General features: G+C 58.4%; 23 protein-coding genes and 1 pseudogene. 17 read left to right on the top strand and 7 right to left on the bottom strand.

What is annotated here, in order from left to right; genetic code table 11:
- Positions 1 to 17: 17 nt before the first annotated feature.
- The 7 genes from AC0L3J_RS03665 (at position 18) to AC0L3J_RS03635 (ending at position 4458) form a co-directional block, all read left to right on the top strand.
- On the top strand, positions 18 to 548 hold the full coding sequence (locus tag AC0L3J_RS03665) for a DUF2628 domain-containing protein (RefSeq protein WP_473345984.1): 531 nt from the start codon (positions 18 to 20) through the stop codon (positions 546 to 548).
- Positions 545 to 1195: an imidazole glycerol phosphate synthase subunit HisH gene (hisH, locus tag AC0L3J_RS03660; protein ID WP_473345983.1), complete on the top strand. Its 651-nt coding sequence runs from the start codon at positions 545 to 547 to the stop codon at positions 1193 to 1195. The genes AC0L3J_RS03665 and hisH overlap by 4 nt, the downstream gene beginning before the upstream one ends.
- Entirely contained in the window at positions 1183 to 1923 is a 741-nt protein-coding gene (gene hisA, locus AC0L3J_RS03655; RefSeq protein WP_473345982.1) for a 1-(5-phosphoribosyl)-5-[(5-phosphoribosylamino)methylideneamino]imidazole-4-carboxamide isomerase, read from the top strand. The genes hisH and hisA overlap by 13 nt, the downstream gene beginning before the upstream one ends.
- 10 nt (positions 1924 to 1933) lie before the next feature.
- Positions 1934 to 2710, top strand: a complete 777-nt coding sequence (gene hisF / locus AC0L3J_RS03650) for an imidazole glycerol phosphate synthase subunit HisF (protein WP_007604055.1) — start codon at positions 1934 to 1936, stop codon at positions 2708 to 2710.
- Between the two features lie 99 nt (positions 2711 to 2809).
- On the top strand, positions 2810 to 3136 hold the full coding sequence (locus AC0L3J_RS03645; RefSeq protein ID WP_007598445.1) for a phosphoribosyl-ATP diphosphatase: 327 nt from the start codon (positions 2810 to 2812) through the stop codon (positions 3134 to 3136).
- 20 nt (positions 3137 to 3156) lie between these two features.
- Positions 3157 to 4113, top strand: coding sequence for a type I pantothenate kinase (gene coaA / locus AC0L3J_RS03640; RefSeq protein ID WP_007598451.1), 957 nt, complete (start codon positions 3157 to 3159; stop codon positions 4111 to 4113).
- Between the two features lie 105 nt (positions 4114 to 4218).
- Entirely contained in the window at positions 4219 to 4458 is a 240-nt protein-coding gene (locus AC0L3J_RS03635) for a hypothetical protein (RefSeq protein WP_085349253.1), read from the top strand.
- A 61-nt stretch (positions 4459 to 4519) separates the two neighbouring features.
- On the opposite strand, the gene AC0L3J_RS03630 is transcribed toward AC0L3J_RS03635, so the two are convergent.
- From AC0L3J_RS03630 to AC0L3J_RS03605, 6 genes and pseudogenes are all read right to left on the bottom strand, one after another.
- Complete coding sequence (locus AC0L3J_RS03630) at positions 4520 to 5578, bottom strand: AI-2E family transporter (RefSeq protein ID WP_473345981.1); 1059 nt, start codon at positions 5576 to 5578, stop codon at positions 4520 to 4522.
- A 52-nt stretch (positions 5579 to 5630) separates the two neighbouring features.
- On the bottom strand, positions 5631 to 6260 hold the full coding sequence (locus AC0L3J_RS03625) for a histidine phosphatase family protein (RefSeq protein WP_473345980.1): 630 nt from the start codon (positions 6258 to 6260) through the stop codon (positions 5631 to 5633).
- A gap of 102 nt (positions 6261 to 6362) precedes the next feature.
- A complete protein-coding gene (locus AC0L3J_RS03620; RefSeq protein ID WP_473346073.1) occupies positions 6363 to 8588 on the bottom strand; it encodes a PAS domain-containing hybrid sensor histidine kinase/response regulator in 2226 nt (741 codons plus the stop codon).
- A gap of 140 nt (positions 8589 to 8728) precedes the next feature.
- Complete coding sequence (locus AC0L3J_RS03615) at positions 8729 to 9196, bottom strand: hypothetical protein (protein ID WP_473345979.1); 468 nt, start codon at positions 9194 to 9196, stop codon at positions 8729 to 8731.
- A gap of 129 nt (positions 9197 to 9325) precedes the next feature.
- Entirely contained in the window at positions 9326 to 9718 is a 393-nt protein-coding gene (locus tag AC0L3J_RS03610; protein WP_473345978.1) for a hypothetical protein, read from the bottom strand.
- Positions 9719 to 9721: 3 nt separating this feature from the next.
- A pseudogene (locus AC0L3J_RS03605) lies at positions 9722 to 10630 on the bottom strand (YifB family Mg chelatase-like AAA ATPase); the annotation flags it as partial.
- 33 nt (positions 10631 to 10663) lie between these two features.
- On the opposite strand from AC0L3J_RS03605, the gene AC0L3J_RS03600 reads away from it, so the two are divergent.
- The 9 genes from AC0L3J_RS03600 (at position 10664) to AC0L3J_RS03560 (ending at position 22916) form a co-directional block, all read left to right on the top strand.
- Positions 10664 to 12397, top strand: coding sequence for a recombinase family protein (locus AC0L3J_RS03600; protein WP_473345977.1), 1734 nt, complete (start codon positions 10664 to 10666; stop codon positions 12395 to 12397).
- A 177-nt stretch (positions 12398 to 12574) separates the two neighbouring features.
- Entirely contained in the window at positions 12575 to 13168 is a 594-nt protein-coding gene (locus AC0L3J_RS03595) for a hypothetical protein (protein ID WP_473345975.1), read from the top strand.
- Positions 13169 to 13175: 7 nt separating this feature from the next.
- On the top strand, positions 13176 to 14024 hold the full coding sequence (locus tag AC0L3J_RS03590; protein ID WP_473345974.1) for an HAD family hydrolase: 849 nt from the start codon (positions 13176 to 13178) through the stop codon (positions 14022 to 14024).
- A 129-nt stretch (positions 14025 to 14153) separates the two neighbouring features.
- Positions 14154 to 14729 (top strand): hypothetical protein, encoded by a 576-nt coding sequence (locus AC0L3J_RS03585; protein ID WP_473345973.1) that lies wholly within the window; start codon positions 14154 to 14156, stop codon positions 14727 to 14729.
- A 914-nt stretch (positions 14730 to 15643) separates the two neighbouring features.
- Positions 15644 to 15943 (top strand): hypothetical protein, encoded by a 300-nt coding sequence (locus AC0L3J_RS03580; protein ID WP_473345972.1) that lies wholly within the window; start codon positions 15644 to 15646, stop codon positions 15941 to 15943.
- A 542-nt stretch (positions 15944 to 16485) separates the two neighbouring features.
- Entirely contained in the window at positions 16486 to 16743 is a 258-nt protein-coding gene (locus AC0L3J_RS03575; protein ID WP_473345970.1) for a hypothetical protein, read from the top strand.
- Positions 16744 to 17303: 560 nt separating this feature from the next.
- On the top strand, positions 17304 to 19397 hold the full coding sequence (locus AC0L3J_RS03570) for a caspase family protein (RefSeq protein WP_473345968.1): 2094 nt from the start codon (positions 17304 to 17306) through the stop codon (positions 19395 to 19397).
- A gap of 28 nt (positions 19398 to 19425) precedes the next feature.
- Positions 19426 to 19929 (top strand): hypothetical protein, encoded by a 504-nt coding sequence (locus tag AC0L3J_RS03565; protein ID WP_473345966.1) that lies wholly within the window; start codon positions 19426 to 19428, stop codon positions 19927 to 19929.
- A 125-nt stretch (positions 19930 to 20054) separates the two neighbouring features.
- Positions 20055 to 22916: a transglycosylase SLT domain-containing protein gene (locus AC0L3J_RS03560; RefSeq protein WP_473345964.1), complete on the top strand. Its 2862-nt coding sequence runs from the start codon at positions 20055 to 20057 to the stop codon at positions 22914 to 22916.
- Between the two features lie 14 nt (positions 22917 to 22930).
- Here the strand turns inward: AC0L3J_RS03560 and AC0L3J_RS03555 are convergent, their stop codons facing one another.
- Complete coding sequence (locus AC0L3J_RS03555) at positions 22931 to 23650, bottom strand: recombinase family protein (RefSeq protein WP_473345963.1); 720 nt, start codon at positions 23648 to 23650, stop codon at positions 22931 to 22933.
- Positions 23651 to 23952: 302 nt separating this feature from the next.
- Here AC0L3J_RS03555 and AC0L3J_RS03550 point away from each other — a divergent pair, with 302 nt between their 5' ends.
- Entirely contained in the window at positions 23953 to 25050 is a 1098-nt protein-coding gene (locus AC0L3J_RS03550; protein ID WP_473345961.1) for an ABC-three component system protein, read from the top strand.
- The last annotated feature ends 7 nt before the right edge of the window (positions 25051 to 25057 follow it).

The following is a 25057-nucleotide window of genomic DNA, read 5'->3' as shown; positions in this document are numbered from 1 at the left end:
GGGAACGGGGCATCGCCATGTCCGTCTACACAGTTCATGCTCCCTCACCTGCCGGAGCCGATCTGCGCGCGACCGACAAGTTCGTCTTCGTGCGCGACGGCTTCCATTTCTGGGCGATGATCTTCGGACCGTTCTGGCTGCTGTGGAATCGGCTGTGGCTGGCGCTGATCGGCTGGCTGATCTTCGTTGCCGTCTTGAATGTCGGGCTGTCCAGCCTCGGCGTCGGCCGTTCGTCGATCTTCTTCGCCGACATCATCGTCGCGCTGCTGATGGGATTCGAGGCCTCCAGCCTGCGCCGCTGGACGCTGTCGCGCGGTAAATGGCGGCAGCTCGACGTGGTGATTTCCGACGACGAGGACACCGCCGAGCGCCGCTTCTTCGAGCGCTGGAGCCAGAAGCAGCGCGGCATCGTCAACGATCAATGGGCCGTCGATCGCGGCGGCCCGCCGCCGACCCGCAACGTGCCGGGTCAGCAATTCTCCAACCCGCCGCCGATGCCGGCGGGTGGCATCATTGGTTTGTTTCCAGAACCGGGAGGGTCAAGATGAGCGTCGCCATCATCGATTACGGTTCCGGCAATCTGCATTCGGCCGCCAAGGCGTTCGAACGCGCCGCGCGCAGCATGGACAACCCGCAAAAGGTGTTCGTCACCAGCGATCCGGACCAGGCCTACAGCGCCGACCGTCTGGTGCTGCCGGGCGTCGGCGCCTTCGCCGATTGCCGGCGCGGGCTCGATGCCGTCAACGGCATGGTCGAGGCGATCACCGAAGCGGTGCGCGTCAAGGCGCGGCCGATGTTCGGGATCTGCGTCGGCATGCAGCTGTTCGCCACCCGCGGCAAGGAACATGTGATCACGCAAGGCCTGAACTGGATCGGCGGCGACGTCGAGAAGATCACGCCGAACGACGAGAGCCTCAAGATCCCGCACATGGGCTGGAATACGCTCGATGTGCTGCGCGAGCACCCGGTGCTAGACAAGCTGCCGCTCGGCCCCAAGGGCCAGCACGCTTATTTCGTGCACTCCTACCACCTCAACGCCGCCAACGAGGCGGACGTGCTCGCGCGCGCCGATTACGGCGGGCCCGTCACCGCGATCGTCGGCAAGGATACGGCGATCGGGACGCAGTTTCACCCCGAGAAGAGCCAGCGCTTTGGCTTGGCCCTGATCTCGAACTTTTTGCGATGGAAACCGTGATTCTCTTTCCGGCGATCGACCTCAAAAACGGCCAATGCGTGCGCCTCGAACAGGGCGACATGGCGCGCGCGACCGTGTTCAATCTCAATCCCGCCGCGCAGGCCGAGAGCTTCGTCGCGCAGGGCTTTGAGTATCTCCATGTCGTCGATCTCGACGGCGCGTTTGCCGGGAAGCCTGTGAATGCGCAGGCCGTCGAGGCGATGCTGAAGACGATCACGATTCCGGTGCAGCTCGGTGGCGGCATTCGCGATCTCGCGACTGTCGAAGCCTGGCTCGACAAGGGCATCACCCGTGTCATCATCGGCACCGCCGCGGTACGCGACCCCGAATTGGTGAAGGCGGCCGCCAGAAAATTCCCCGGCCGTGTCGCGGTCGGGCTCGATGCACGCGACGGCAAGGTCGCGGTCGAAGGCTGGGCCGAGACCTCGCAGGTGACGGTATTGGAGATCGCACAACGGTTCGAGGATGCCGGCGTCGCCGCCATCATCTTCACCGACATCGCGCGCGACGGCCTGCTCAAGGGCCTGAATCTCGATGCGACCATCGCGCTGGCGGATGCCATCTCGATTCCCGTGATCGCCTCCGGCGGCCTCGCCTCGATCGAGGACGTCAAGGCGATGCTGACGCCGCGCGCGAAAAAGCTCGCCGGCGCGATCGCCGGCCGCGCGCTTTACGATGGCCGGCTCGATCCCGCAGCCGCCCTTACCCTGATCCGCGCCGCGGCCTAGGAGACCTCCGATGTTCAAGGTGCGCGTGATCCCCTGCCTCGACGTCAAGGACGGCCGCGTCGTCAAGGGCGTCAACTTCGTCGATTTGCGCGATGCCGGTGACCCCGTCGAAGCGGCGATCGCCTATGACGCAGCCGGCGCCGACGAGCTCACTTTCCTCGACATCACCGCGACCCATGAGAATCGCGGAATCATGCTGGACGTGGTCCGGCGCACCGCTGAAGCCTGCTTCATGCCTGTGACCGTCGGCGGCGGCGTGCGTGAGGTCAACGACATCAAGACCCTCCTGCGCGCGGGTGCCGACAAGGTCTCGATCAACAGCGCCGCGGTGTCGCGACGCGAGTTCGTCAAGGAAGCCGCCGAGAAATTCGGCGGGCAATGCGTGGTGGTCGCGATCGACGCCAAGCGGGTCAAGCGCGCCGGTGGCGGAGAGCGCTGGGAGATATTCACCCATGGCGGCCGCAACTCGACCGGCATCGACGCCATCGAATATGCCCAGGAGGTGGTCTCGCTCGGCGCCGGTGAAATCCTGCTGACCTCGATGGACCGCGACGGCACGCGGCAGGGTTTTGACATCCCGCTGACCCGGGCGATCGCCGACAGCATTCCCGTTCCCGTGATTGCTTCGGGCGGCGTCGGCAATCTCGACCACCTCGTCGACGGTATTCGCGACGGCCACGCCACCGCCGTGCTGGCCGCCTCGATCTTCCATTTCGGGGAATTCACCATCCGCGAAGCCAAGGAGCACATGTCCCGGCGCGGGCTGCCCATGCGCCTCGATGCCTGACGACTCCCGTCGATAAAAATGCTACATGATCGGTGGGGACGGCTTATCCCGCCGGATAGACGGCCAATACCGGCCAAGGCGCGTTTTCCGAGTATTTGTATGCCGCGTTTCACGATCCACGATCTGGCCGAGACCATCGATGCCCGCGCGGCAGCGGGTGGCGAGGCGTCCTATACCCGCAAGCTCCTCGACAAGGGCGCCGAACATTGCGCCAAGAAGTTCGGTGAGGAAGCAGTCGAAACCGTAATCGCAGCAGTCGAAAACGATCGCGCGCATCTGATCGCCGAAGGCGCCGACCTGCTCTATCATTTCCTTGTGCTGCTCAAGGCCCGCGGCGTAAAGCTGGAAGAGGTCGAGGCCGCATTGGACAAGCGGACCAATATGTCAGGGTTGGAAGAAAAGGCGTCGCGCAAGGGCGGCAGCTAGCCGAGGTGGAGAGTCGCGTCATGGATATCCGCGCACCCGAGCAGCAGTATAATCCGTACCGCGTCTATACGCGCGAGGAGTGGTCGCGACTGCGCGACGACACGCCGATGACGCTGGAGCCGGGCGAGTTCGACCGGCTGCGCTCGCTGCACGACCGCCTCGACTTGCAGGAGGTCGAGGACATCTACCTGCCGCTGTCGCGCCTGCTGTCGATCTATGTCGATGCGATGCAGCGGCTCTATTACGCGGAGCGCCAGTTCCTCAATATCCGCGATCGCAAGATGCCCTACATCATCGGCGTCGCCGGTTCGGTCGCGGTTGGAAAATCCACCACGGCGCGCGTACTTCAAGCGCTGCTGGCGCGCTGGTCGCCGCGTCCCAAGGTCGAGCTGATCACCACCGACGGATTTCTGTATCCCAATGCCGTGCTGGAGCGGCAGGGCATCATGCAGAAGAAGGGTTTTCCGGAGAGCTACGACCTGCCGCTGCTGCTCAGCTTCCTCTCCGACATCAAGGCCGGCCGCCGCCATGTGCGCGCGCCGGTCTATTCGCATTTGACCTACGACATCGTGCCGAACCAGTGGGCCGAGATCGACCAGCCCGACATCCTGATCGTCGAGGGCGTCAACGTGCTGCAGACCGGCAAGCTGCCGCGTGACGGCAAGGCCGTGCCCGTGGTGTCCGACTTCTTCGATTTCTCGGTCTATATCGACGCTGACGAGGCCGCGCTGCGGCAGTGGTACATCCGGCGCTTCCTGTCGCTGCGCGACACCGCGTTCACCAATCCAAAATCCTACTTCAACCGCTACGCGCTGTTGTCGGACGAGGAAGCCACCGCCACCGCGATCGCGATCTGGGAACGCACCAACCTCGCCAATCTGGAGGATAACATCCTGCCGACCCGTCCCCGCGCGACCCTGATCCTGAAGAAGGGCGCCGACCACACGGTGGCAAGCGTGGCGCTCAGGCGGCTGTAACTGCCTTGACGAACGCAGTCCTTGTTAAATTTCGGGCTGAGTATCTTTTGTTGCAGACCGGCGAGGGGTATTTGGTTATGGCTTTCGGAAACGCACACGGGCCCCATGGTTGATCGTCTCAGAAGCGCTGCCGAGCAGCTGGAAGCACCGACCTGCCCGGATTGCCATATCGAGATGAAGTGGTTCCGTTCCGAGCTGCTGGCGGACGAGCCGGCCCCGATCATCGCGCATCTTTTCGTGTGCCCGCATTGCAAGCGCGCGGCCCAGGCGGACACCAAATTCAAGGGCACGCCAGCGCCGCCGGCCAAGCTGTCCGCGCCGCGGTTTGCTGCTCACGCCGCGTAACATTCGGGGGCGGCCGGATTCGGCGCTCGGCTGGCCGCCGGATAGTAACTCGACATGACGATCATTTCCGGGCCTCCTGTCGCGCTTTCGAGCCGATGAAGATGTGCCACGCCGTGAGAAACATCGCGGCGACGAGCGGGCCGATGACGAACCCGTTCGCTCCGAAAGCCGCAAGGCCGCCTACGGTCGCGAGCAGCACGACATAGCTCGGCATTTGGATCGACTGGCCGACCAGGATCGGACGGAGAAAATTGTCCGCAAGACCGATCACGAAGATCCCGAAGGCGAGCAGGATGATCCCTTTCGTGACTGAGCCTGCCACAAGCAGGTAGAGCGCGACCGGAACCCAAACTAGCGCAGAGCCGAGCACGGGCAGAAGCGAGAGCAGCGCCATCAGGGCGCCCGCCAGCAGCGGGGCAGTCAAGCCGAGCACCCAGAAAATCAGCCCGCCAAGCGCTCCCTGAATCAGCGCAACGAGAACGATCCCCTTGATCGTCCCGCGAACCGCGAGGGTGAATGCATTCAGAATCTCGGTGGTGTGGCTCGGCCGCAGCGGAAGCGCGTCGCGAATCCGCGCGTTGAGCTCGTCACCATCGCGGAGCAGGAAGAACAGCAGGTACAACATCACGAGCAAGCTTGCGACGAACTCCAGCGTCAACTGACCGATGTTGATGGCGTGCCCCGCCAGCTGTTGGCCGGCAGGTACGACCAGACTCGACAGACGTTCCTTCAGGGCCGAAAAATCGATGCCGGCCAGGCGATCCGATAGGGAAGCAGCCCAGGCGGGCAGCGCGGATTTCAGCTGCTGCAGGGGATGAGCGAAATTGATCTCTCCACTCTGAGCGCGCTGATACAGCTCCCCACCCTGGTCGATGAGCGAGGCGATGACGACCGCCACCGGGATGAGGACCATGACGATCACGACGACGACAGTGAACGATGCGACCAAGTTGCGCCTTCCCGGAAGCGTTTCCAGGGCCCGTCGATAGAGTGGCGCGAAGATGATCGCCAGAAGCGTGGCCCACAACAACGCGCCGGAGAACGGCCAAAGCACCCACCCGAAGGCAAGGGAGATCGCGGCAAGCAAGATGAGGAATGAGCGGTCTTCCGATGTTCTCACGTGTTCGCCAACCCTTCTGTGGCCAGAGCATGTTCACCCGAATTCCGGGCCGTCACTTGTCTGCTTTCGCGGTCCAGTCGGCGAACTTGATGCGTCCTGCAAAGGTTGCAGGACCCGAGCCGCCGGCCTTGTAGACGAAAGCTTCGCCTTCCTGCACGTCCCCGGCTTCCTTGCCGAAGGCATCGGCGATGTTGGTCTTGTGGGTGACCAGGACGGTGTTGGTGCCGGCCTTGGGCGGCGCATCGACGAGCTGCCGCACGGCCTGGCCCGCCTTTGCATTGGCACCGGTGGGATTTGCCATGCCCGACGCGCTCGCGTTGCTGCTGTCCGTCAACGCATCGACCGGCTTGACCTCGCGGCCGGAGATCAGTCTGCCCGCCTCGATCGCGCGGTTCAGCTTGCTGGTGTAGACGTCGCCGATCGGAATCGCGAGCTCCTTGATGGCCGTTCCGATCTGACGCGCCATGTCGCGGCCCTTTTCACTGAGCTGACGCTGGGCACTCATGTCGTCGAACTTGAAAGGGTAGACATCTTTTTGGCTGTCGTCGGTGGCGGTGTGGCGAAACACCAGCACGTAGCCGCCTTCCTTGAGCGAGGCGATCAGCTGCGAGCTATCGGCCGCGGCGGCTGGAGTGGAACCACAGAGAAGGATCACGAAGGCGAGGCGGCACAGCAGGTTCATGCGAAATCCTCTGTTCAAAATGCCCCAGAGGATGGTGACGCGCGACGCGCTCGATTTCAATTGTCGATTGCCGGCCGAGATCGGGTTCCCAAGAAATCCGGATCAAACCGCCAGCTGCCGCGCCGCCGCCAGCCCGGCCAGCGCCTCTTCCAGCTTCTCGCGATCGAGCGGCTTGATCAGAAACCCGTTCATGCCCGCTTCAAAGCAGGCGTAGCGATCTTCCACCAGCGTGTTGGCGGTGAGCGCGAGGATCGGCGTGTGGTGGCCGCCTCTCACTGCCTCATGCGCACGGATTCGTTTTGTCGCTTCGATGCCGTCGAGCTGCGGCATCTGGATGTCCATCAGCACGAGATCATAGGGCGTGCCGGCCGATGCCGCGCCGAGCCAGGATTCCAGCGCGGCCTCGCCATTGATCGCGATGACGACGCGGTGGCCGAGTTTCGTCAGCAGCGAGCGCATCAATAGCGCGTTGATCTCGTTGTCCTCGGCGACGAGAACCGACAGGCATTTCGCCGCTACCGCGCCCGTGGATGGGGCCGACGGCTCCGGCGCGAGATCGGGCGAGGCGACCTCCGGGGGCAGCGCGAGGCGTGCGGCGAGTGAGGCCGCGCGCAGCGGCTTCACCAGGAAGCCGGTGAAGGCCGGCGAGAGTTTCTCGTGGCGCGAGCCCGACGTCAGCAGCACGAGGCGTTGCGTCGCATGGCTGCGTGCGGCTTCGCCGAGGCGGTCGACGATGGCAGCACCGAGCGCGCGATCGATCAGCACCGAATGCCATGAGCGTTCCGGCAGCAGCGCTTCCGCCACCGCCGCGTCCGTCACCATGCAGGTCTGGCCACCCCAGCGCTCCAGCCGCCGCGCGATCAGCGAGGCCTCGATGCCGTCGGCGATCAGCAGGATCGACTTGCCTGTGAGGTCGGGACTCGGGAACACCGTCTGTTCCGCGTCGACGGCGGATGACACCAGCGGTACCGCGACCTCGAAGGTTGCGCCCTTGCCCGGCTCGCTCGTGAGCGTGATGCGGCCGCCCATGCGCTTGACGATGCGCTCGCTGATGGCGAGACCGAGGCCGGTGCCGCCATGGGTGCGGGCGACGCGTTCGTCGGCCTGCTCGAATTCGCGAAAGATGCGCTGTTGCGCTTCCGGCGCAATGCCGATGCCGGTGTCGCGCACCAGAAAACTGATCTCGTTCGGCCAGATGCCGGGCTCGACGATCAGCGCAACGCCGCCGCTCGCGGTGAACTTGATGGCGTTGCCGGCGAGGTTGAGCAGCACCTGGCGCAGCCGCGCGGCGTCGCCGACCACTTCGAGCGGCAGCCGCTCGTCGACATAGGCGGCGATCTCGAGCTGCTTTGCCTGCGCGCGCGGCGCGAGCAGCTCGGTGATGTCCTCGATCAGGGCCGAGAGCGCGAAGGGTCGCTGCTCGAGATCGAGCTTGCCGGCTTCGATCTTGGAATAGTCGAGCAGCTCCTCGATCAGCGCCATCAGCGCTTCGCCGGAGGTCTTCACGGCCTTGGCGTAGGTCGACTGCTCCGGCGTCAGCGTGGTGTCGAGCAGCAGCCCACCCATGCCGATGATGCCGTTGAGCGGCGTGCGGATCTCGTGCGACGCCATCGCCAGGAAGCGCGATTTGGCCCGATTGGCGGCGTCGGCCTGGTCGCGGGCCTCGGACAGCGCCCGCTCGGTCTCGGTGCGGTCGGTGACGTCGCGTCCGACGCTTTGCAATTCGGCGGGTTGGCCGGCGTCGAGGCGGACATAGCCTTCGCGCCAGGCGATCCAGCGCGCGCCGAGCGGGGTTGCGATCTTCTGGTCGTGAATGCGCGTGCCGTTGCTCTCGCGGGCGCTGTCGCCCTGCTCCAGCACGTCGAAATCAAAGCGCGTGCCGACCAGCGCGCCGCGCGCCTGTCCGGCAAGCGCGCAATAGGCGTCGTTGGCGAACGTGATGCGGCCGCTTGTGTCGCGCAGCACGATCAGATCGCCCTGCTGTTCGAACAGGCTGCGAGCGCGTTCTTCCGCTTCCTTCAGCTCCCAATTGCGGTCGATCAGCGTTTCGTTGTGGGCAGCCAGCGCACGCATCCGCTTGTTGACGAAGCGCAGGCGCATGCTGAGCGTGGCGAGGCCGAGGCAGGCGAGCGCGAACAGGAAGCTGGCGCCGATCGCAAACGCATTGGGATCGTAGCCGGACGTCTCGGACCGGCTGCCGGAGACAAATCCATAGGCGCCGCCGAAGGTCGCCGAGAAGATCATGATGGAGCGGATCGCGAAGGCGATTTTTGGGTACTGTCGCCTGAAGCGGCGCATGCGCACCTTGATCCGGAACGTCCGATCCATCGCCACCGACCCGACTCTTTTCTTAAAACGCTGTGCTCGCTGTCGACGACGATGTGCCGCCGACCTTGCGAACAGTTTGAAGCCCTGCGACCGCCTCCAAACAGGGTTGACGAGGTGTTAACGGCGCAGAGCGAGGCGGTTCAAAGCGAAGCGGCCTGGAGATGGCGCTGGCCGCCGCGGGCGCCGACGATCAGCGCCGCCGCCTCGCGCTGGGAGAAGGTCTTCGAGCGCACATAGACGCGGTAATCCGCCGGCCCTTCGCTGGAGAGAAAGATCACCTGACCGCCGTCGACGGGCTGCGCGGCAATCGAGATCAGGCGCGTCGAGGGGTTGGCCTGGCAGGATTCCGATTCCGAGCCGGGGCCGTCGTCGACGACGGCGAAGTCGGCAGCGTCGGCGTCCTCGGTGATCTGAACCCGCACCGTGGCGCGCGCGGGATCATCGGTGAAGGCGACATGCACGCCGGCGGTCCAGAACAGCGACGTCAGCTCGACCGAGGTGTCGCCGAGGGCGATGCAGGGATGCGAGACCGATCCGATCTCACTGCGAGCAAACACCGCGGCCGCCAACAGGGGAACAACCGAGGCCAGGATCTTGAAACGCAACATGACACGCTACTCGCCAGGCCCTGGGGAAACTCGTGGCGGGAACTGATGGGCCTTATGGTTTGCAGAGCGTAAAGGAAACTCGTTACCGCCGGGTTGATGCCGGTATCGGGGGATGAGAGTCTCGGTCGGTTAGGCGCTTTTGTTGGTTTTTCGCTCGACTTCAGTGAGAACCAAATAGCTGTTCCTGCCAAAGCTGATCGCCCACAGCGCCGCCCAGGCACCCCACCTGTTCCTGACCTCGATCTCGACGGTCTGGCCGGGACTGGTGCGAACGACGAGCGGCTGGCTCCTGCCCCAATCAATGCTCGCATCGATCGTGCAGGTGCCGGCCGGCAGCGTGATCTCCAACACGTCGTTGCGTGCAAGCTTCCCAACGCTGGTCCCGTTGACCCACAGCTCGTACGACCTCAGCCAATCGGCATATTGGGACGCACGAACAAATCTGATGGTGCAGGCATTGGCGTCGGTCATAGCTTCACTCTCGGGCATGGCGATGTTGTTGAGAAAGCTGCTGCGGCGCATCGCTCACGCCAACTGGCGCACATCCTCCGCGAGCGCGCGGTAGGACAGCGCCTCGGCGAGATGCAGCCGGCCGATCTTGTCGGCACGATCGAGATCGGCCAGCGTGCGCGCCACCCGCAGCACGCGGTGATAGCCGCGCGCCGACAGCCGCATGGTCTCGGCGGCGTCGCGCAGCAGCTTCTGGCCTTGCGCATCCGGCTTGGCGATCTCCTCCAGCACCGAGGCCGGGGCTTCGGCGTTGGTGCGAACCTTCGGCAGGCCGGCGTCCGCGTAGCGCGCGAGCTGGATGTCGCGGGCGGCCGCCACGCGGGCGGCGACTTCGGCCGAGCCCTCTGCCGGCGGCGGCAGGATCAAATCGGCGGCGGTTACCGCGGGAACCTCGATGCGCAAATCGATGCGGTCCATCAGCGGCCCCGAGATGCGGGCCTGGTAGTCGCCGGTGCAGCGATCGATGCGGCCGCGCTTGCAGGCATAGCCGGGCTCGAACGCATTGCCGCAGCGGCAGGGATTCATCGCGGCGACCAGCATGAAGCGTGCGGGATAGGTGACGCGGTGATTGGCGCGGGACACCGAGACCTCGCCGTTCTCCAGCGGCTGGCGCAGCGAATCCAGCACGCGCGGATCGAATTCGGGGAGCTCGTCGAGGAACAGCACGCCCTGATGCGCGAGCGAGATCTCGCCGGGCCGTGCGCGCATGCCGCCGCCGGTGAGCGCGGCCATGCTGGCGGAATGATGCGGCGATCGGAACGGCCGCCGCGCCGTCAGCGCGCCGCCCTCAATCTCGCCGGCAACAGAGGCAATCATCGACACCTCGAGCAACTCGCCCGGGGACAGCGGTGGCAGGATCGAGGGCAGCCGTGCCGCCAGCATCGATTTGCCGGCGCCGGGCGCGCCGATCATGAGGATATGGTGGACAATTAAATAAAAATCTACTAATGATCCTAGATGGTTATCCCTGCCCCACATCCCCGACCTAAGGCCTTCTCTTATGTCCGCATGTCAACCGATCTGCAAAAGAAGGGCGATAGCCTCCGCAGGCAGCTTGATGCCTCCCGCAGATATGCCGAGGAGCACGGCCTCGAATTGGTCGACGATCCCGATCTCCACGACCTCGGCGTCTCGGCCTTTCGAGGAAAAAATCTGGCGTCGGGCGGGCTCGGACGGTTTCTGACCGCCATTCGGGATGGAAAAATCGAGCGCGGCTCGTATTTGCTGGTCGAGTCCATCGATCGGATAAGTCGGCAAACACCGACCAAGGCCCTGGAGCCCTTCCTAGCGGTGATCAATGGGGGGATAGTCTTGGTCACTATGAATCCTCAAGAGGTCTTCACAGCGGAAACGACGGACTTTTACCGCCTACTGATGGCGCTGACTATCATGCAGCGGAGCCACGAGGAATCGGACGTAAAAAGTCATCGCCTGAAGAGTGCGTGGGCCGCAAAACGTACCAGTGCGCGCCAGAAGAAGTTAACGGCCCGGTGCCCGAGCTGGCTGCGCCTTTCAGCAGACCGCAGAAGCTTCGAGATTATCGAAGAACGGGCGGCGATCGTCCGCAGGATTTTTGACGAAGCTGCGTCCGGATACGGAACGTTCACGATCGTCCGACGCCTCAACAATGATGGCATCCCGACCTTTATGAACAAAGGGGGTTGGCAGAACTCGACGGTCAACAAGATCCTCAGCAGCCCTACGTCAATTGGTACGTATCAGCCCAATCGAATGGAGGGTGGTAAGCGAATTCCCGAGGGTGAGCCGATCCAAGACTACTTCCCCCAAATCGTTCGGCAGGACGTGTTCGAAACGGCTCAGCGCGGCCGCCTCGAACGGTGGCGGACTGCCGAAAACGAAAAGGGAAAAAAGTCGCATCCGGAGGGCGGCAGAAAGGGCAAGCAGTATACAAACCTCTTTTCAAGGTTAGCCGTCTGCGACTACTGCGGCGAATCAATGCACTATCAAAACAAGGGTGCACCTCCCAGAGGACGGACGTACCTCGTGTGCTCGAATGCGCTTCGCGAGGATGGTTGCGTGATGACGGGCCGCTGGCGTTACGACCAGTTCGAGTCGACGTTCTTGTCGTTCGTCGAGCAGCTTGATCTGGCATCGCTCGTCTCGTCGAGCGAGCGTTCGACAAAGCGCAATGAGGTGGCGTTTCATCTTGATGCTGCCGTGGGTAAAGTGAGATTGTTGGAGGACGAGCAGCGCAAGGCCTACGAGATCGGCCTAAAGATGGCGAATTTTGACAGCGCCTTCATTGCCGAGCGGATCAAGAAGGCTGAACTGGAGCTGGTCGCAGCGAAGAAGCAGGAGCGGCAGCTGCGCCACGAGATTGCGATCCTCGACCAGACGGCATTGACGTATTACCAAAGTCCCGAGCAGGTCGCGGAGCTGATCGAGCGTGTGCGGGCCGCCAGAGGTGGAGACGTGTACAAGCTCAGGTCCCAGATCGCATCGAGGCTGCAATCGTTGATCAGCGAGTTGCGCCTGACTGTGGACCCGGACACACAGCGCTTTGAGGTGGTGTTCCGAGATGGTCAGAGCATGACCCTGTTCGTCGATCCTGAAGACCCGACGAAATTCATCCAAAAGGTCAGCGGGAAGGCGCCGGAGTTTGAGGTTCTTTCTGCTGATGGCACCGCTATCCAACTGCCAGCCGACGAAACAGCTCTGGAGGGGAAGTAAAGATCCCCCAAAAGGGTCACTCAGAGAGCTTATCTTTGCCCAGTGGGCAAACCGCGCTATTCGGCTGCGCAATTGTTGGTAAGATGACGAAAGAGCGGCTCAATGGCTGGCTAACGCTGGGGGCTCACAAGAAGGCGAAGGAGTAATGGGTCCGAGCCTTACATTCCGAGGACGACTATGGACCAAGATAAACAGAATGCGTCCGAGACAGGCAATGAGTTCGCAGAAAACATCGTGACTATATGGGCCAAAGCCGTCGATACGCAGATGCACTTTAATGAGATGAGCGTCAAATCCCGGCAGCTGGGTCTGACGTTTGTCGCGGCGTCGCTTGGTCTAGCCATTTTCCTTTTCTCAAGAGGAAGTTCAGAAGCTCGATATGTATTTCCAGCCAAGCTCTTTGGTCATGCCTACGCCGTCCATGTCGCCGAGTTGATTATACTCGCGGCAGCAGCGGCCGTGTACGCCGTCAAACTGCTCGACCTCGGAGTCTATCACAAAATGCTGCGTGGGGCGGTTGCTTTCGGCGAAGACTTAGAGGAAGTCCACCTCCGCAAGCAACTCGGCTTGAGCAAAGGAATGACTCAAGCGATCTCACATTTTAGCAGGCATTCCGATGCCGAGACATCCATCCTAGAAGGTCGAACTCAATATTCGGGCTCAAACCGACGGAACGCGGAGCAAAAAATTAGCGCCTTTTACTGGACGGTTATCGTCGTATTGGTCGTAAGTGCGGTCATCATGTTTGTTATCGGAAACGATCTTATTTGACCCCGCAATGAATAGATTTTCGCTCATCATCTTCGATTTGGACAACACCATCTACGACTGGTATGCCGCCTTTCTTCCGGCGTTCTATGAAATGGTCCAGGTGGCTGCGAGCATACTTGGCTGCGACGAAGAACAGCTCCTAGAAGAGATACAGCAGATCCACATTCAACATCGCGACGTAGAGCATCCGTTCAGCCTTTATGAGACGGCAACGGTCCAAAGGCTTGTGCTTTCCAAAGGAGAGGACGCCGCATGGCAGATGCTGGACCCCGCGTTCCATGCGTTCAACAGACGACGGAAAGAGCACTTAAAGCTGTTCCCGGGTGCTAAGGAGACGCTGACAACCTTGCGCTCACGCGGCATCGATTTGGTTGCTTACACCGACAGTACGTATTTCGCGGCGCTTGGAAGGATTGAACGTTTGGGTCTCTCTGAGGTTTTCAAGATGGTCTATTGCCGAGAGCGCGGCAAGAGTCAGCGACCGCAAAAATGGACTTCACTGGAGAGTGGATCAACGAGCGCTCTGGTCACGGAAATTCCCTCACACGAATCCAAGCCAAACCCTCGCGTATTGCAAGATATCGTAGCAGGCCAAAGCTTACAGATGTTCAACGTCGCTTATGTCGGTGACAGTCTAGCAAAGGATGTCTTGATGGCGAAACGTGCTTCCTGCTTTGCAGTTTGGGCCAAATACGGCGCACATACTGACCGAGAGATGTACAATCGATTGATCCGCATCTCGCATTGGAGCCAGGCCGATATTCTACGGGAAAGGGATTACGCGATCGAGGCAAGGAACGTTGTCCCCGACTTCGTGTGCGAGCGGTCCATTTCTGAGCTGTTGATCTTGGTTTAGTGCTCGGGGCCAAAGAATCAGTTATTCGGCTCAAGATTTTCCCCACAACTTAGACGTTTTTCTATCTTGCTACGAGCGCAGTGGCGCGACTACACGTTACAATCAGCTGCATGCAAGTGATTTTCATCCATGGATTGGAAGACATTCGTTTCAGGTATGGTCGGCTCCCTCGCCTGGCCAATCGTCGTGTCGGTTCTCGCAATCATGTTTCGAGAGGAAATACGCTCGATATTCAAGCGAGCAAGGAAACTTGGGAACGGGATGCTCCAGATCGAGCTTGCTGATGATATCGACAAAGCTCGAGATCAAGCGGAGAAGGTCCAGGCTGAGCAAATCGTTCCGACGATTTCAACGAAGCCCTTGGATCAGGCGACAGTGGAACTAGTCAAATCCTCGCCTTCTTTGGCCGTACTGCAATCGTTCAAAGAAGTCGAAGCTGCGCTATTAGCGATACGAGCACTCTTGCCTGACAACAAGCCGCATCGGAATCTAAATGAAGTGCTCGCGTATATAAGATCGCACGGGATGATCACAGAAAGTGTTGTGGCGTTGTTTCAAAGACTTCGAAAAACAACAAAGGCCGTATCCCACGCTGCGGAGAATACGCTTACACAGGGCGAGACCTATGAGCTTATCGGTCAATCCCGATTGCTGACGGATGTATTCAAAGTGGTACAGTCAAAGCTTCAGGTAAAGTCTCCGTAATCGAACTCCTGACTGGCGCTCCATCGTCAAAAGCAGCGATGGTTTCTAAGCGCGCGTCTCGAAGAGTGGCATTGCATACGATGCCAGCCGAATCTTGAAGCAGAAGATCGAGGTCGTGATTCTGCCGACGATGCTTCAGTAGTTAGCTAACCGTAGCGTCAACGGCCTCGAAATCGAACTGTCGCCCCTGACATCTTTCGCAGACTTGTGCCTTGTCAGACGAACCGCAGGTCTCGCAGGTGAACTGCTGACTTCGATCCTTACAGCTTAAGATCCCGCCATCGGTCATGTGCCTCACCGGAACGACTACGTGAGCGCAATTCGGATTCTTGCACGTGCTCCTCAATACCTGCATGGGCGTCTCCCGTTTCCCGTTGAAGTATACAAGATAGCAGCGCACAATTCGTTACTAATCGACAAATCTGAAACGTTTCCCGTCAGGTACGATTCCACCCACGGAGCAGCGACTATTAGGCGCGCTGGCGCGGAGAGCGGGCTCGTAAATCCGCGTTGAGAGCTTTTGACTCGCAGTGTGCTTGACGACACTTGCCCTCATTGAGGGCCTTTTCATTCACAATAAAGCGGAGAACGCCCATGGCGATCGAGGACGCGCGCCCCTGCCCTTGTGGTTCGGGGCTCCTCTCCCGCGGGGCAAATGATGCCCGCGGGATTCCCCTCGCGAGGGTTTGCCCGAAGTGTGAGTACGAGAAGCTGGCCAGGTATCGGCCGGAAGCCCGATCCTTCCATGTGGAAGACGCGATGCTGTTCGCCTGCCCCTGTGGTCGGAAGTGGGTTCATTGGAAGTTATTTCGCCTAGCTCTGTTGCAAAGTCGAGATGACGCCGATCGGTGACGGCCCGCTACCACTAGCCAGGATGAAGCTTGAGGACGCCTTCGAACTCTTCGGAGAAGACTATGACCCGACAATCCAGTAGCTACGCCATGATGTTTCAGATGGTGGAGCATCCGTGGTCGGGCGCGGTCATCATCTTTGATGACGGCTCGACCAAACTCCACCGTCATCGCCTCCGACCGGACAGCCCTGTTGTTGTCCAGCTCGAAGGTCTCAAACCCACTACCGGGCAGCTTGAGCAATGCCGGCACCTCTGGGTCAGGCTGTACGAGGCCATGGACTTCCGGGTGGCCTCATTCTGCCCCTCCCTGCTATCCATAGTCAGGAGATCCCGCCCGATCGTTGAGAACATCTCGGCCTAAACAGCCGGGATTTTACGGGCATTTTTCCAGAAACGGGACATCATTTACGAGTTGCCCCCCATCCGCCCGAACATAATCCGCATTTAACTAACTACTGCCCATCTGATGCCTTAGTCCGTGCCATGATGTCCTGTCGGCAAAAGGACATGACATGGCCGACACATCCCCCAATTTGAGCCAAAATCGCGAGGACTCCCCTTGCGGAATTCAGCGCGGCCCCTACTTCGATTGCCACGCCACGCGCTGTGGCAAAGCTTGTCTAGACTTGCCGCCGCGAGGTCCGCGGAAAGGTGTCCCGGCACTAAACTATTCATCCGCTTACGGTTTTGAGGGGACGAGCGCCGTCAAGCACTTCAAACTTCTGGCTTCCGAGCCGGGTTTGGTGTGCCTTGACGTATCAGGAACACTCTCCCGCCAAAGAAGCCAAACTGTCGGAGCTGACATGTTTGGTAATCCCCTCTCGCCACAATCCCTAACGCGCGTTAACCAATTTGTTAGGCAGCCAGGCCCATGCTTGCACCAAGAGGGCGCGGGAGGGCGCAATGCTTGAGCCAGTTGCACATGTCGTTGGAATCGTAGCGGGCCTTATCGCCTTTTGCTTCCTTACAACGCTGGCCATTTATCTTTTCTACGGAGGCGAACCGCCGCCCAAGATCGAGCGTCTGCTCGACAGAGCAATGCGAGTTTTTGAAAATGGCGCAGAAAGTATCTTCTCTCGGGTACGCGGCGATCACAACATGATCGATGTCAGTCCGAAGAAACCGACTGAGCTAGAGCCGCCTAACAAAATGGTCGGCTGATATCAATCGGATCGATTGACGAGATTCCCGACTTGTGCGCGGAATCTCGTCGCACCGTTTCCTTTGCGGCGTGGGTCGTTCTTTCTGTTGCAGGTCAGTCCGGCCCCTTTGCTTATCCGATAAGCACTGCTATGCGCCGAAGTGCATTTTGCTTTTGACGCACATTCTCGCTCTTCATCGTAGCGAAACAGAGTATTTCCGAAGTTCGTATCCCTGATCTGCGCAAGGATCGGCCGTCAACCGAATGATCCTTTAGTCCTCGCTCAACGAAGCGGTGTGCTGGAAGCGGATCTGAAACGAAACCGCAACAAGCTCCATAGTCAAACAGATGGTTCAACTGGCTGACCGGGGGAAGCATGAGCTCCAATCAATTATTGCAATCTAACACCGTGCGCGTAGATTGACGCGATTGAACATACAACCACAACATTAGAAGCTGTCTTTGAGTTCGACAAAGCCGAAGAGGCTAAAGCCACATAATGCTTAAGCAGCAGCTCTTACGATGCAGTCAGAGTGAGAATTGGGCGATTGTCGACCGAAGTAGGCTGTCGATCAGTAGAATGTTGAAGAGTGCTGTACTCGTAGCTTGCCTGGCATCTCTCGCGAATCCGGGGTGGGCGAGTGGTCGTGACGAAGTCATCAAGAATTCAAATTCGGACCGAACATGGAGTAAAGCTGCCGGAAATCCATTTTCTTCCGGCGCCAGTATCGCAGTGATCATAGGCGTTAGCGAATACATGGGTGAGGCAGCCGGAGGCTATCCCAAATTAGGAAGCGCCAAGTACGATGCTGATAAGATGATCGAATTCCTAAGGGAGGTAGTGGGGTTCGATACGATCTACGTGCTTACGGATGAAAAGGCCACGAAACAGCGCATTGATCAGCTTATGACTGATGTAGTGCCAAAGGTCGTTCGTTCCACAGATCGCTTTCTCTTCTACTGGTCAGGTCATGGTGATCAGATGACCGTAGGGCAGCGAACCTTCGGCTTCCTTCCGATTGCCACTTCACCTCTCAGGCAATGGTCAAGCATGGTGACCATGGATGATATCACTCGCTGGGATGGCTACCTTCAGGCGCAGCATGCGTTGTTCGTTCTAGATGCGTGCCTGAGTGGCCTCGCGGGCATTCAGACAAAGGACGCGCGCGAGGTTCGACGCGAGCAACTGGCGCAGTCTGCGCACCAACTCATCACGGCCGGAACTGCGACGGAGACTGTAATCTCAAGTGATCGATGGAGAGGCAGCCTGTTTACAGATTCATTCATTAGAGGGGTATCAGGCGAAGCTCCCCAGTCGTTTGGATTCGTGACGCTCTACTCGCTTATCGGTTACATCCAGGACCGCATCGCAGTTGAACAAAGTGCGATCCGGTACTCGAGGACACTCACTCCTCAGATTCGGAATCTGCAAGCAGGAAATGGCGCGTTCTTCTTTTCTCCAAAATTGGTGCTCCCGGTTACGAATACTCAATCCTCATCATCGCTGTTGCAGCCTAAAGGCGACGGCAGTGCCGCTGCGCGGCAGGTAGATCCAATTCCTACCCAGCCATCGCGCGACCTGGACCTAGCCTCACCGATCGTGAAGAACGAGCGTTTGACGCCGAAAACCGCAATGGCATTCCTGGTCGCGCCTAAGGTGGTTACACCATTGCCAGCACCGCCGCGTCCGCCGCTGCATGACCTAACGCCGCTCCCGATCGGTGTGGGCGTGGTGGCGGCAAGCGGCGCAACCATCGCCGATCTCCGCAACCAGCGACGCGAGAGCGTCGAAGGCGGCCGCACCGTCTACACCGAGCCGGATCGCATCATCATCCGCGATCCGGGCGGGCAGGCCTACGTCCGCGGCAACGATCTTTATCGTTTCCGCTACGGCGCCCGCGACATCCGCACCAACACTGTAGGCGGCGATACCCGTACCGTCGTGGTTCGTCCCGACGGCAGCCAGATCATCACCGTCGTCGGTCCGGACGGTCTGTTGCTGCGTCGAATCCGCAGAGACCAGAGCGGACGCGAGATCATCATCATCGACAACAGCTATCGCGATCCGCAGTCGATCGGCGGGTTCTATGTAGACGCGCCGCCGCCGGTCGTTAGGATTCCATACGATCGCTACATCGTCGATTCGGCGGAGGCGTCGCCGGACGTGATCTACGAGACCATGGTGGCGCCGCCGGTGCAACGGGTCGATCGTCGCTATACGCTCGACGAGATCCGCTACAGCCCCAATGTTCGCATGCAAATGCCGAGCATCGACCTCAACACGATCAACTTCGAGACGGGATCGTGGACCATCCCACCGGACCAGGCGGCGAAGCTGCAGGCGATCGCCGACGGTCTCAACCGTGCGATCCAGGCCAACCCGCGCGCGGTGTTCCTGATCGAGGGGCACACCGACGCTGTTGGCAACGACATCGATAATCTATCGCTGTCGGACCGCCGCGCCGAAGCGACTGCAACGCTACTAACCCAGCAGTTCGGCGTACCGGCGGAAAACTTAGTCACGCAAGGTTACGGCCCACAGTACATGAAAGAACAGACTGCCCGGCCGAGCGCGATCAACCGACGCGTCACGGTCCGCAACATCACGACGCTGCTCAACGGTGGCCAGGCCTCGCTGCCGCCGCCCCCGCCTGGCACCGCGCCGCCGCGCTAAAGTTTACACTCGAACAAAAGAGACGACGATGCCAATCTGGGTTCTTCTTTTCATCGGTTCGTCTTCGGCCATGCTATTGGTCGTCCTCCTTTTTGAATTTAGGCGCCAAAGAACGAGTGGCACCTATTCTCTCATAGCATGCGCTCTAGTGTTAAGTTGTGTGGCTGCTTGGGTCACTTACGATATGCTCGCTCCCTCAGGTATAGAATCGAAAGGCTTCGATACGACTTCCACGCCGTGGCTCATGATCATTTTGATGTATGGTTCCATGATCGCCGGGATTGTCGCTCAATCGTTCTATTTCACCGATCTGCCCGCCCAGACACCATCAGGCCTGAAGGCAGCGCTCGCTTCGCCGATAATATTCATCCCATTGCTTTCTTCATATCAGGAATCTTTGCAAAGCATGAAGGGCATCGGAACAGCCGAACTAATGATCTTGCTGGTTTCGTTCCAAAACGGCTTCTTCTGGAAAGTGATATTTGATCGACAGGCAGAGTTGTTGGGCAAGGAGAAGCGGTCAAACCCATGACGACTGACAAATCGTTCTTTGGGTCTTTATCTTTGGCCGGACGAGCGCTGCTACTTTGCTCTGCGCTCTTGATTGTCCAATGCCTTCATTGTCAACAAGTGAGAGCCGGAACGGACGAGATATACTTGCGCAAGACGCCGGGATTCTTCTCGAGTTCAACGATACAGAAACTCCTAGGTGGCTCGTCATTTTCCAAAAGTTATGCCCTGGTTGTCGGGATCGGACAATACCAAACACTTCCGAAGCTTTCGGCCCCAGCAGCAGATGCATTGAAGGTAAGAGACTTTCTCCGAGATGAAGCGTCGTTCGATTATGTTGTAACACTGACCGATGAAAAAGCGACAAAGGCTCGTATCGAAGACCTAATGGATCGTGAGATCCCAAGCCTACTCGGTCCCAACGATCGGTTTCTTTTCTATTTTTCAGGTCACGGTCTCACCCGCACCTTATCGCTGACGAAGCGAGGCTATCTAGCCCTTAAAGACGCAGAAGCGGGCAATTGGTCAGAAACCATAGACATGCCTCGCATCAAACAGTGGACTGAAAACGTTGCTGGTGCACGGCACTCCCTGTTTTTCATTGATGCTTGTTTCAGCGGTTTGGCTGCGTTCGAACCCAAATCTGACGCTCAAGAAAAGACCCTCGAACGTCTGATGCAGCCTGGGCACCATATCGTTACGGCAGGCACGGAAGGAGAGAAGAGCTTCATCCTGGGAGGCGAGAGCCTTTTCACCAAAGCATTTTTGGAGGCCGCCCGCGGAGAGGGAAGTACTAGCGATGACCCAATCATCTCGCTCAGTGAAATAATGACGCGAGTGAGCCGCTATCTCGATATGAAGCGTGCCGAGATAACGGAAAAGATAAGTATGAGCCCGCAAAAATATGTGTCCAGGATAAATGACAATGCCGGCGAGTTCTTCTTTCTAAGGCGCCGAGAGAAATCTGATTTCGTTCCGACTGAGGCAAAAAATAGACTGCGTGTTACCCCTCTAGCAAGCAAAGGGGAGGATCTCAACGAGGAGGAATTGATACGGAAGAACCGAGCTTCAATAGTTGAGTTTGTATCCCGTCTTCGGCCGAAAGATGGTGCGCGTGACGATCTACAGAAGGCGTTCGAACTCATCCGCGAAGGAAACATAGACCAGGCCTCTGCGTCGGCGCGAATGTCGGCGAGTCCGCTCGTTCAACGCTTGGTCGAATGGGCTATTATGAGTGGCGAAGATGACACAACGATATCCTTCGACCGCCTAAACGGCTTCCTGCTAGCGAATCCATCGTGGCCGCGGAAAAACTTCTTCAAGAGACGAGCGGAATCGATCATATGGACCGAACGGCTGACTAACGATGCGACCAAGGAGTTCTTGCATCGTTCCATGCCCGTAGGATTCGTTGGGAAGTTGGCGTTAGCCAGGCAATTGTTGATTGAGGAAGATCGTATCGGCGCGCAGGAGCTTATCGCTGATGCTTGGGAGAACGGATTGTTCTCTGAGGCGACAGAGAGCGTCGTCCTGAACGAATTCAAATCATTCATTGATACGTCGACTGAGCGTGCCCGCATAAACTCGGCTATATATCGGCGTGAATACGATATTGCCCTGAGAGCTGCTAAAAGGCTTGGTGGTGAGGATCTATTTCTTGCGAGCGCGCGTATCGCGATAAGCAAAAACTCGCCCGACGTGCGATTGCTGAGCAAGGACGAACGGCTCCAAAAGAGCGAAGATCTCGGTGCCGTATTTAGCAAGTTGCAGATACTTCGTCGCGATGACAAGTATTTGGAAGCCGCTGATTTGCTTCTTCACATACCACCGGCATCTGTCGCCGTCACCAACACGATTGACGAATGGTGGATTGAAAGGCGCTTGCTTGCACGTAAGTTGCTTGAGAAGCAAGAGTACGAGAGGGCCTACAGAATAGTTAGGCTCGCAAAGCCGACCTCAGATACGTATCGCGCTGAACAGCTGTTTACCGCCGGTTGGATTGCGCTCAGGTTTCTGAAATCGAGCGAGACGAGCAAGGTTTACTTCGAAGAGCTGGCGCGGATCGGCAAAGCTCCGGTTTTTGTGTCGCGAGGATACTACTGGCTCGGACGTGCTTACGAATTGTCCGGCAACTTTGCCGAGGCGAACTTCTTTTACGCGAAGGCTGCTAAGGAAAGCGCCACGTTCTACGGCCAACTTGCGTCGCTCCATCTGGGACAAGACAAAATTGCAATCCTAGGCTTGCCTGAGATCTCGCTTGACGACATCAGGGAGGCTGCTGATTCCGACTTCGTACAAGCCGTTTGCCTATTGTATTCCGTCGGATATCGCTCTCTCGCACAGAAGTTCGTTCTGGGTATTGTCGATACGTTTGATGTCACTCAGACAGTGTTGTTTGCTGAGATAGCCAATTTGAACAACGATGCGAACCTTGTGCTCGAGCTTGGAAAGAACGCGGTGGCCCGCGGCATCCCAGCTCTTGAATACGCTTATCCTAGAATTGGGGTGCCGGAGTTCCGTTTCTTGGGGCCAGAGGTTGAGATGGCCCTGATATCGAGCATCATACGCCAAGAATCGGGATTTTCCGCCGACCTCGTCTCGCCGTCAAAAGCGATGGGACTTATGCAGGTCACCCCTGAGGCTGGAAAGTGGATTTCTAAACGATATGGGTTCACGTTCGAAGAGAAGCGGCTGTTGGTGGATACGTCCTACAATGTTCAGTTGGGAGCAGCGGAGCTAGGAGCTTTGCTCGAAGACTATCGAGGTTCGTACATCATGGCTATTGCTGCGTACAATGCTGGAAAGGGATCCGTCAAAAAATGGGTCGAGCTGAATGGTGATCCCAGAGACCCCGCCGTAGACGTCGTTGATTGGATCGAAAGTATTCCGTTTTCGGAAACGCGCAATTACGTTCAGAGAATAATGGAGGCCTTTCAGATTTTTAGAGTAAAGCTGGCCAAAGCGGGCGAAGCTCCTATTGCAGTCAAACTAACGGTCGGACCGCCATAGCGTAAGCTCGTTTGTCATCGGTCCCATACGCGCTTGAGATAATTCTTGACCGTTTGCGGATAAAACTTCCGACCAGTTACAGTAGTAATTCCCGCGTCGTTCAAGTGCCGCGCAATCTCACTGTAAGAACGCTGCAATATATCCGCATTCAGTTTTCGCCTGAGCTGAAATGCAAATTCGTCAGCAGCCCTGCGATTCCTAGCGGCCAAGTTCCTTCCGTTTGATCCGAGAATCTTGCCTCGACGTTTCGCCTCTGCCAATGCTGTCTTCGTTCGTTCGGAAATCAGTCGGCGTTCTTCCTGCGCTAGCGCGGCGAAGATGTGCAGCTGGAAGTCAGTCGCGTTGGGCATTTCAGCGCAGACTAAGCCGATGCCCTGCTCAAGAATGTTTGCGATGAAGCTGACGCGACGGGAGAAACGGTCAAGTCGAGCAATGACGATCTTGGCGTTCTCGCGCTTGGCCAGCTGGATGGCCTTCTGAAGCTCTATACGAGCATCGTCGCGGCCGGACTGAACGTCACTGAATTCGGCGATCAGCGTACCAGCACCAGACACGAACTCAGAGATCTTGCGGTGCTGAGCAGCAAGCCCCAGGCCCGACTTACCTTGGCGCGCTGTCGATACGCGATAATAAGCGACGAGCTTCACGCCTGCCCCCTGATCGAAAATCAGGGCGTCCTGATCATTGGCCTTAAAGACAACTCTGTTGTTGCTGATCCAGAAAACGGGGTCCAACTCAGTTTTCGGTACTTTTTAGATGACGAAAGTGAGACCCACAGACCCACACTTCTGCGGTGGTCGCACTACGCTTTACCCTCGGGGAAAGGGTGGCAGATCGGCGTAAAGTCGGAGGCTGACCCAGGCAAATGGCCTTGCAACATCAGCGTAAAGTCGTGTCTATTGCTACTTAAGGTTAAATGGGTGCGCGAAATAAGCGCCGATCCTGGAAGCGGGGGGACTCTTTGAATTCGAGCAACAGCCAATTCGATGCGTCGGCCTCGCTAGCAGGATACTTATTTCAGTGTCGATTGGGGCTGTTGCTGTCGCTTCGAGAACTAAAGAAAAAGCCCAACAGTCAGGTTTCGGTAGAGAAATTCGATGATGTCGCCTTCCAGGATGAGGACTTCGTCCAATGTATCATGCAAGCCAAGCATCATATTGGAAGAAAGAACCTAACTGATTTAAGCGTAGACATCTGGAAGACTATTCGCATCTGGACAGAACAGTTCAAGGCCGGAGTATTTAAGAACTCCGACACTAAGCGTTTCCTTATTACAACAGCGAAGGCCCCAAATGGTTCGGCCATGGCAAAGCTGCGTCCAGAGTCGACGGAAGACGACCGCGACAAAGCACTTTATGAACTTCGGCAAGCGGCTAAAACATCAATCAACCAATCATCGAAACCGGGACGAGATGCCTTCTTGGCGTTGACTGACAGCGAAGCCAAATTTCTTCTCAGCACAATTACGGTTCTCGACAATTCGCCCAATCTACATGACGTGTTTGCGGAGATTGAGGGTGAACTACAGTTGGTTTCTGCCACTGCTCCTGGCAAGGTCGCTCAAGGTCTGGAGGGCTGGTGGATCAGCGCGATCAGCAAGCGGCTCGTTGGTGACGAAAACGCCGAAATTCCAGTGCAGCACATTGCGATAAAGGCGCAGGAGCTAGCGAGTTTGTATGGGCCCAAGAGTTTGCCAATTAGCGATCCCGCGGATTTCGGAGAAAAACCGTATCATCCGGATGATGAGGATCAAGTCTACGTGAAGCAGATGAGACTTATTCATTTGAATGAGTCTCCAATTCGTCGAGCAATTCAAGATTACTACAAATCGAATGCGCAACGCTCACGCTGGGCGAGGGAAAACCTTTTGCTCGATGGCGACGTCTTGAGGTTTGAGCAAAAGCTGATTGACCAGTGGGAGCGCCGTTTTGACGCGGAATGTGGCGGTGCGGAGAAGGTCGACGACGATCTCAAGCGAAACATGGGACGAAACGTATTTTTTTGGGCGACACAGCATCAAGTCGATTTCAGGAACGTCGTCGAGACTTGGATTACGGCTGGATCCTTTCATAACCTCGCCGACCGGTTGATCATAGGCTGGCATCCGCATTACAGCCACCACTTCGAGGAATAAAAGAGCG

It is taken from the genome of Bradyrhizobium sp. Kon37 (assembly GCF_055807535.1).
The sequence above is the reverse complement of the archived record's forward strand: the minus strand, read 5'-3'. Positions and strand labels throughout refer to the sequence as shown.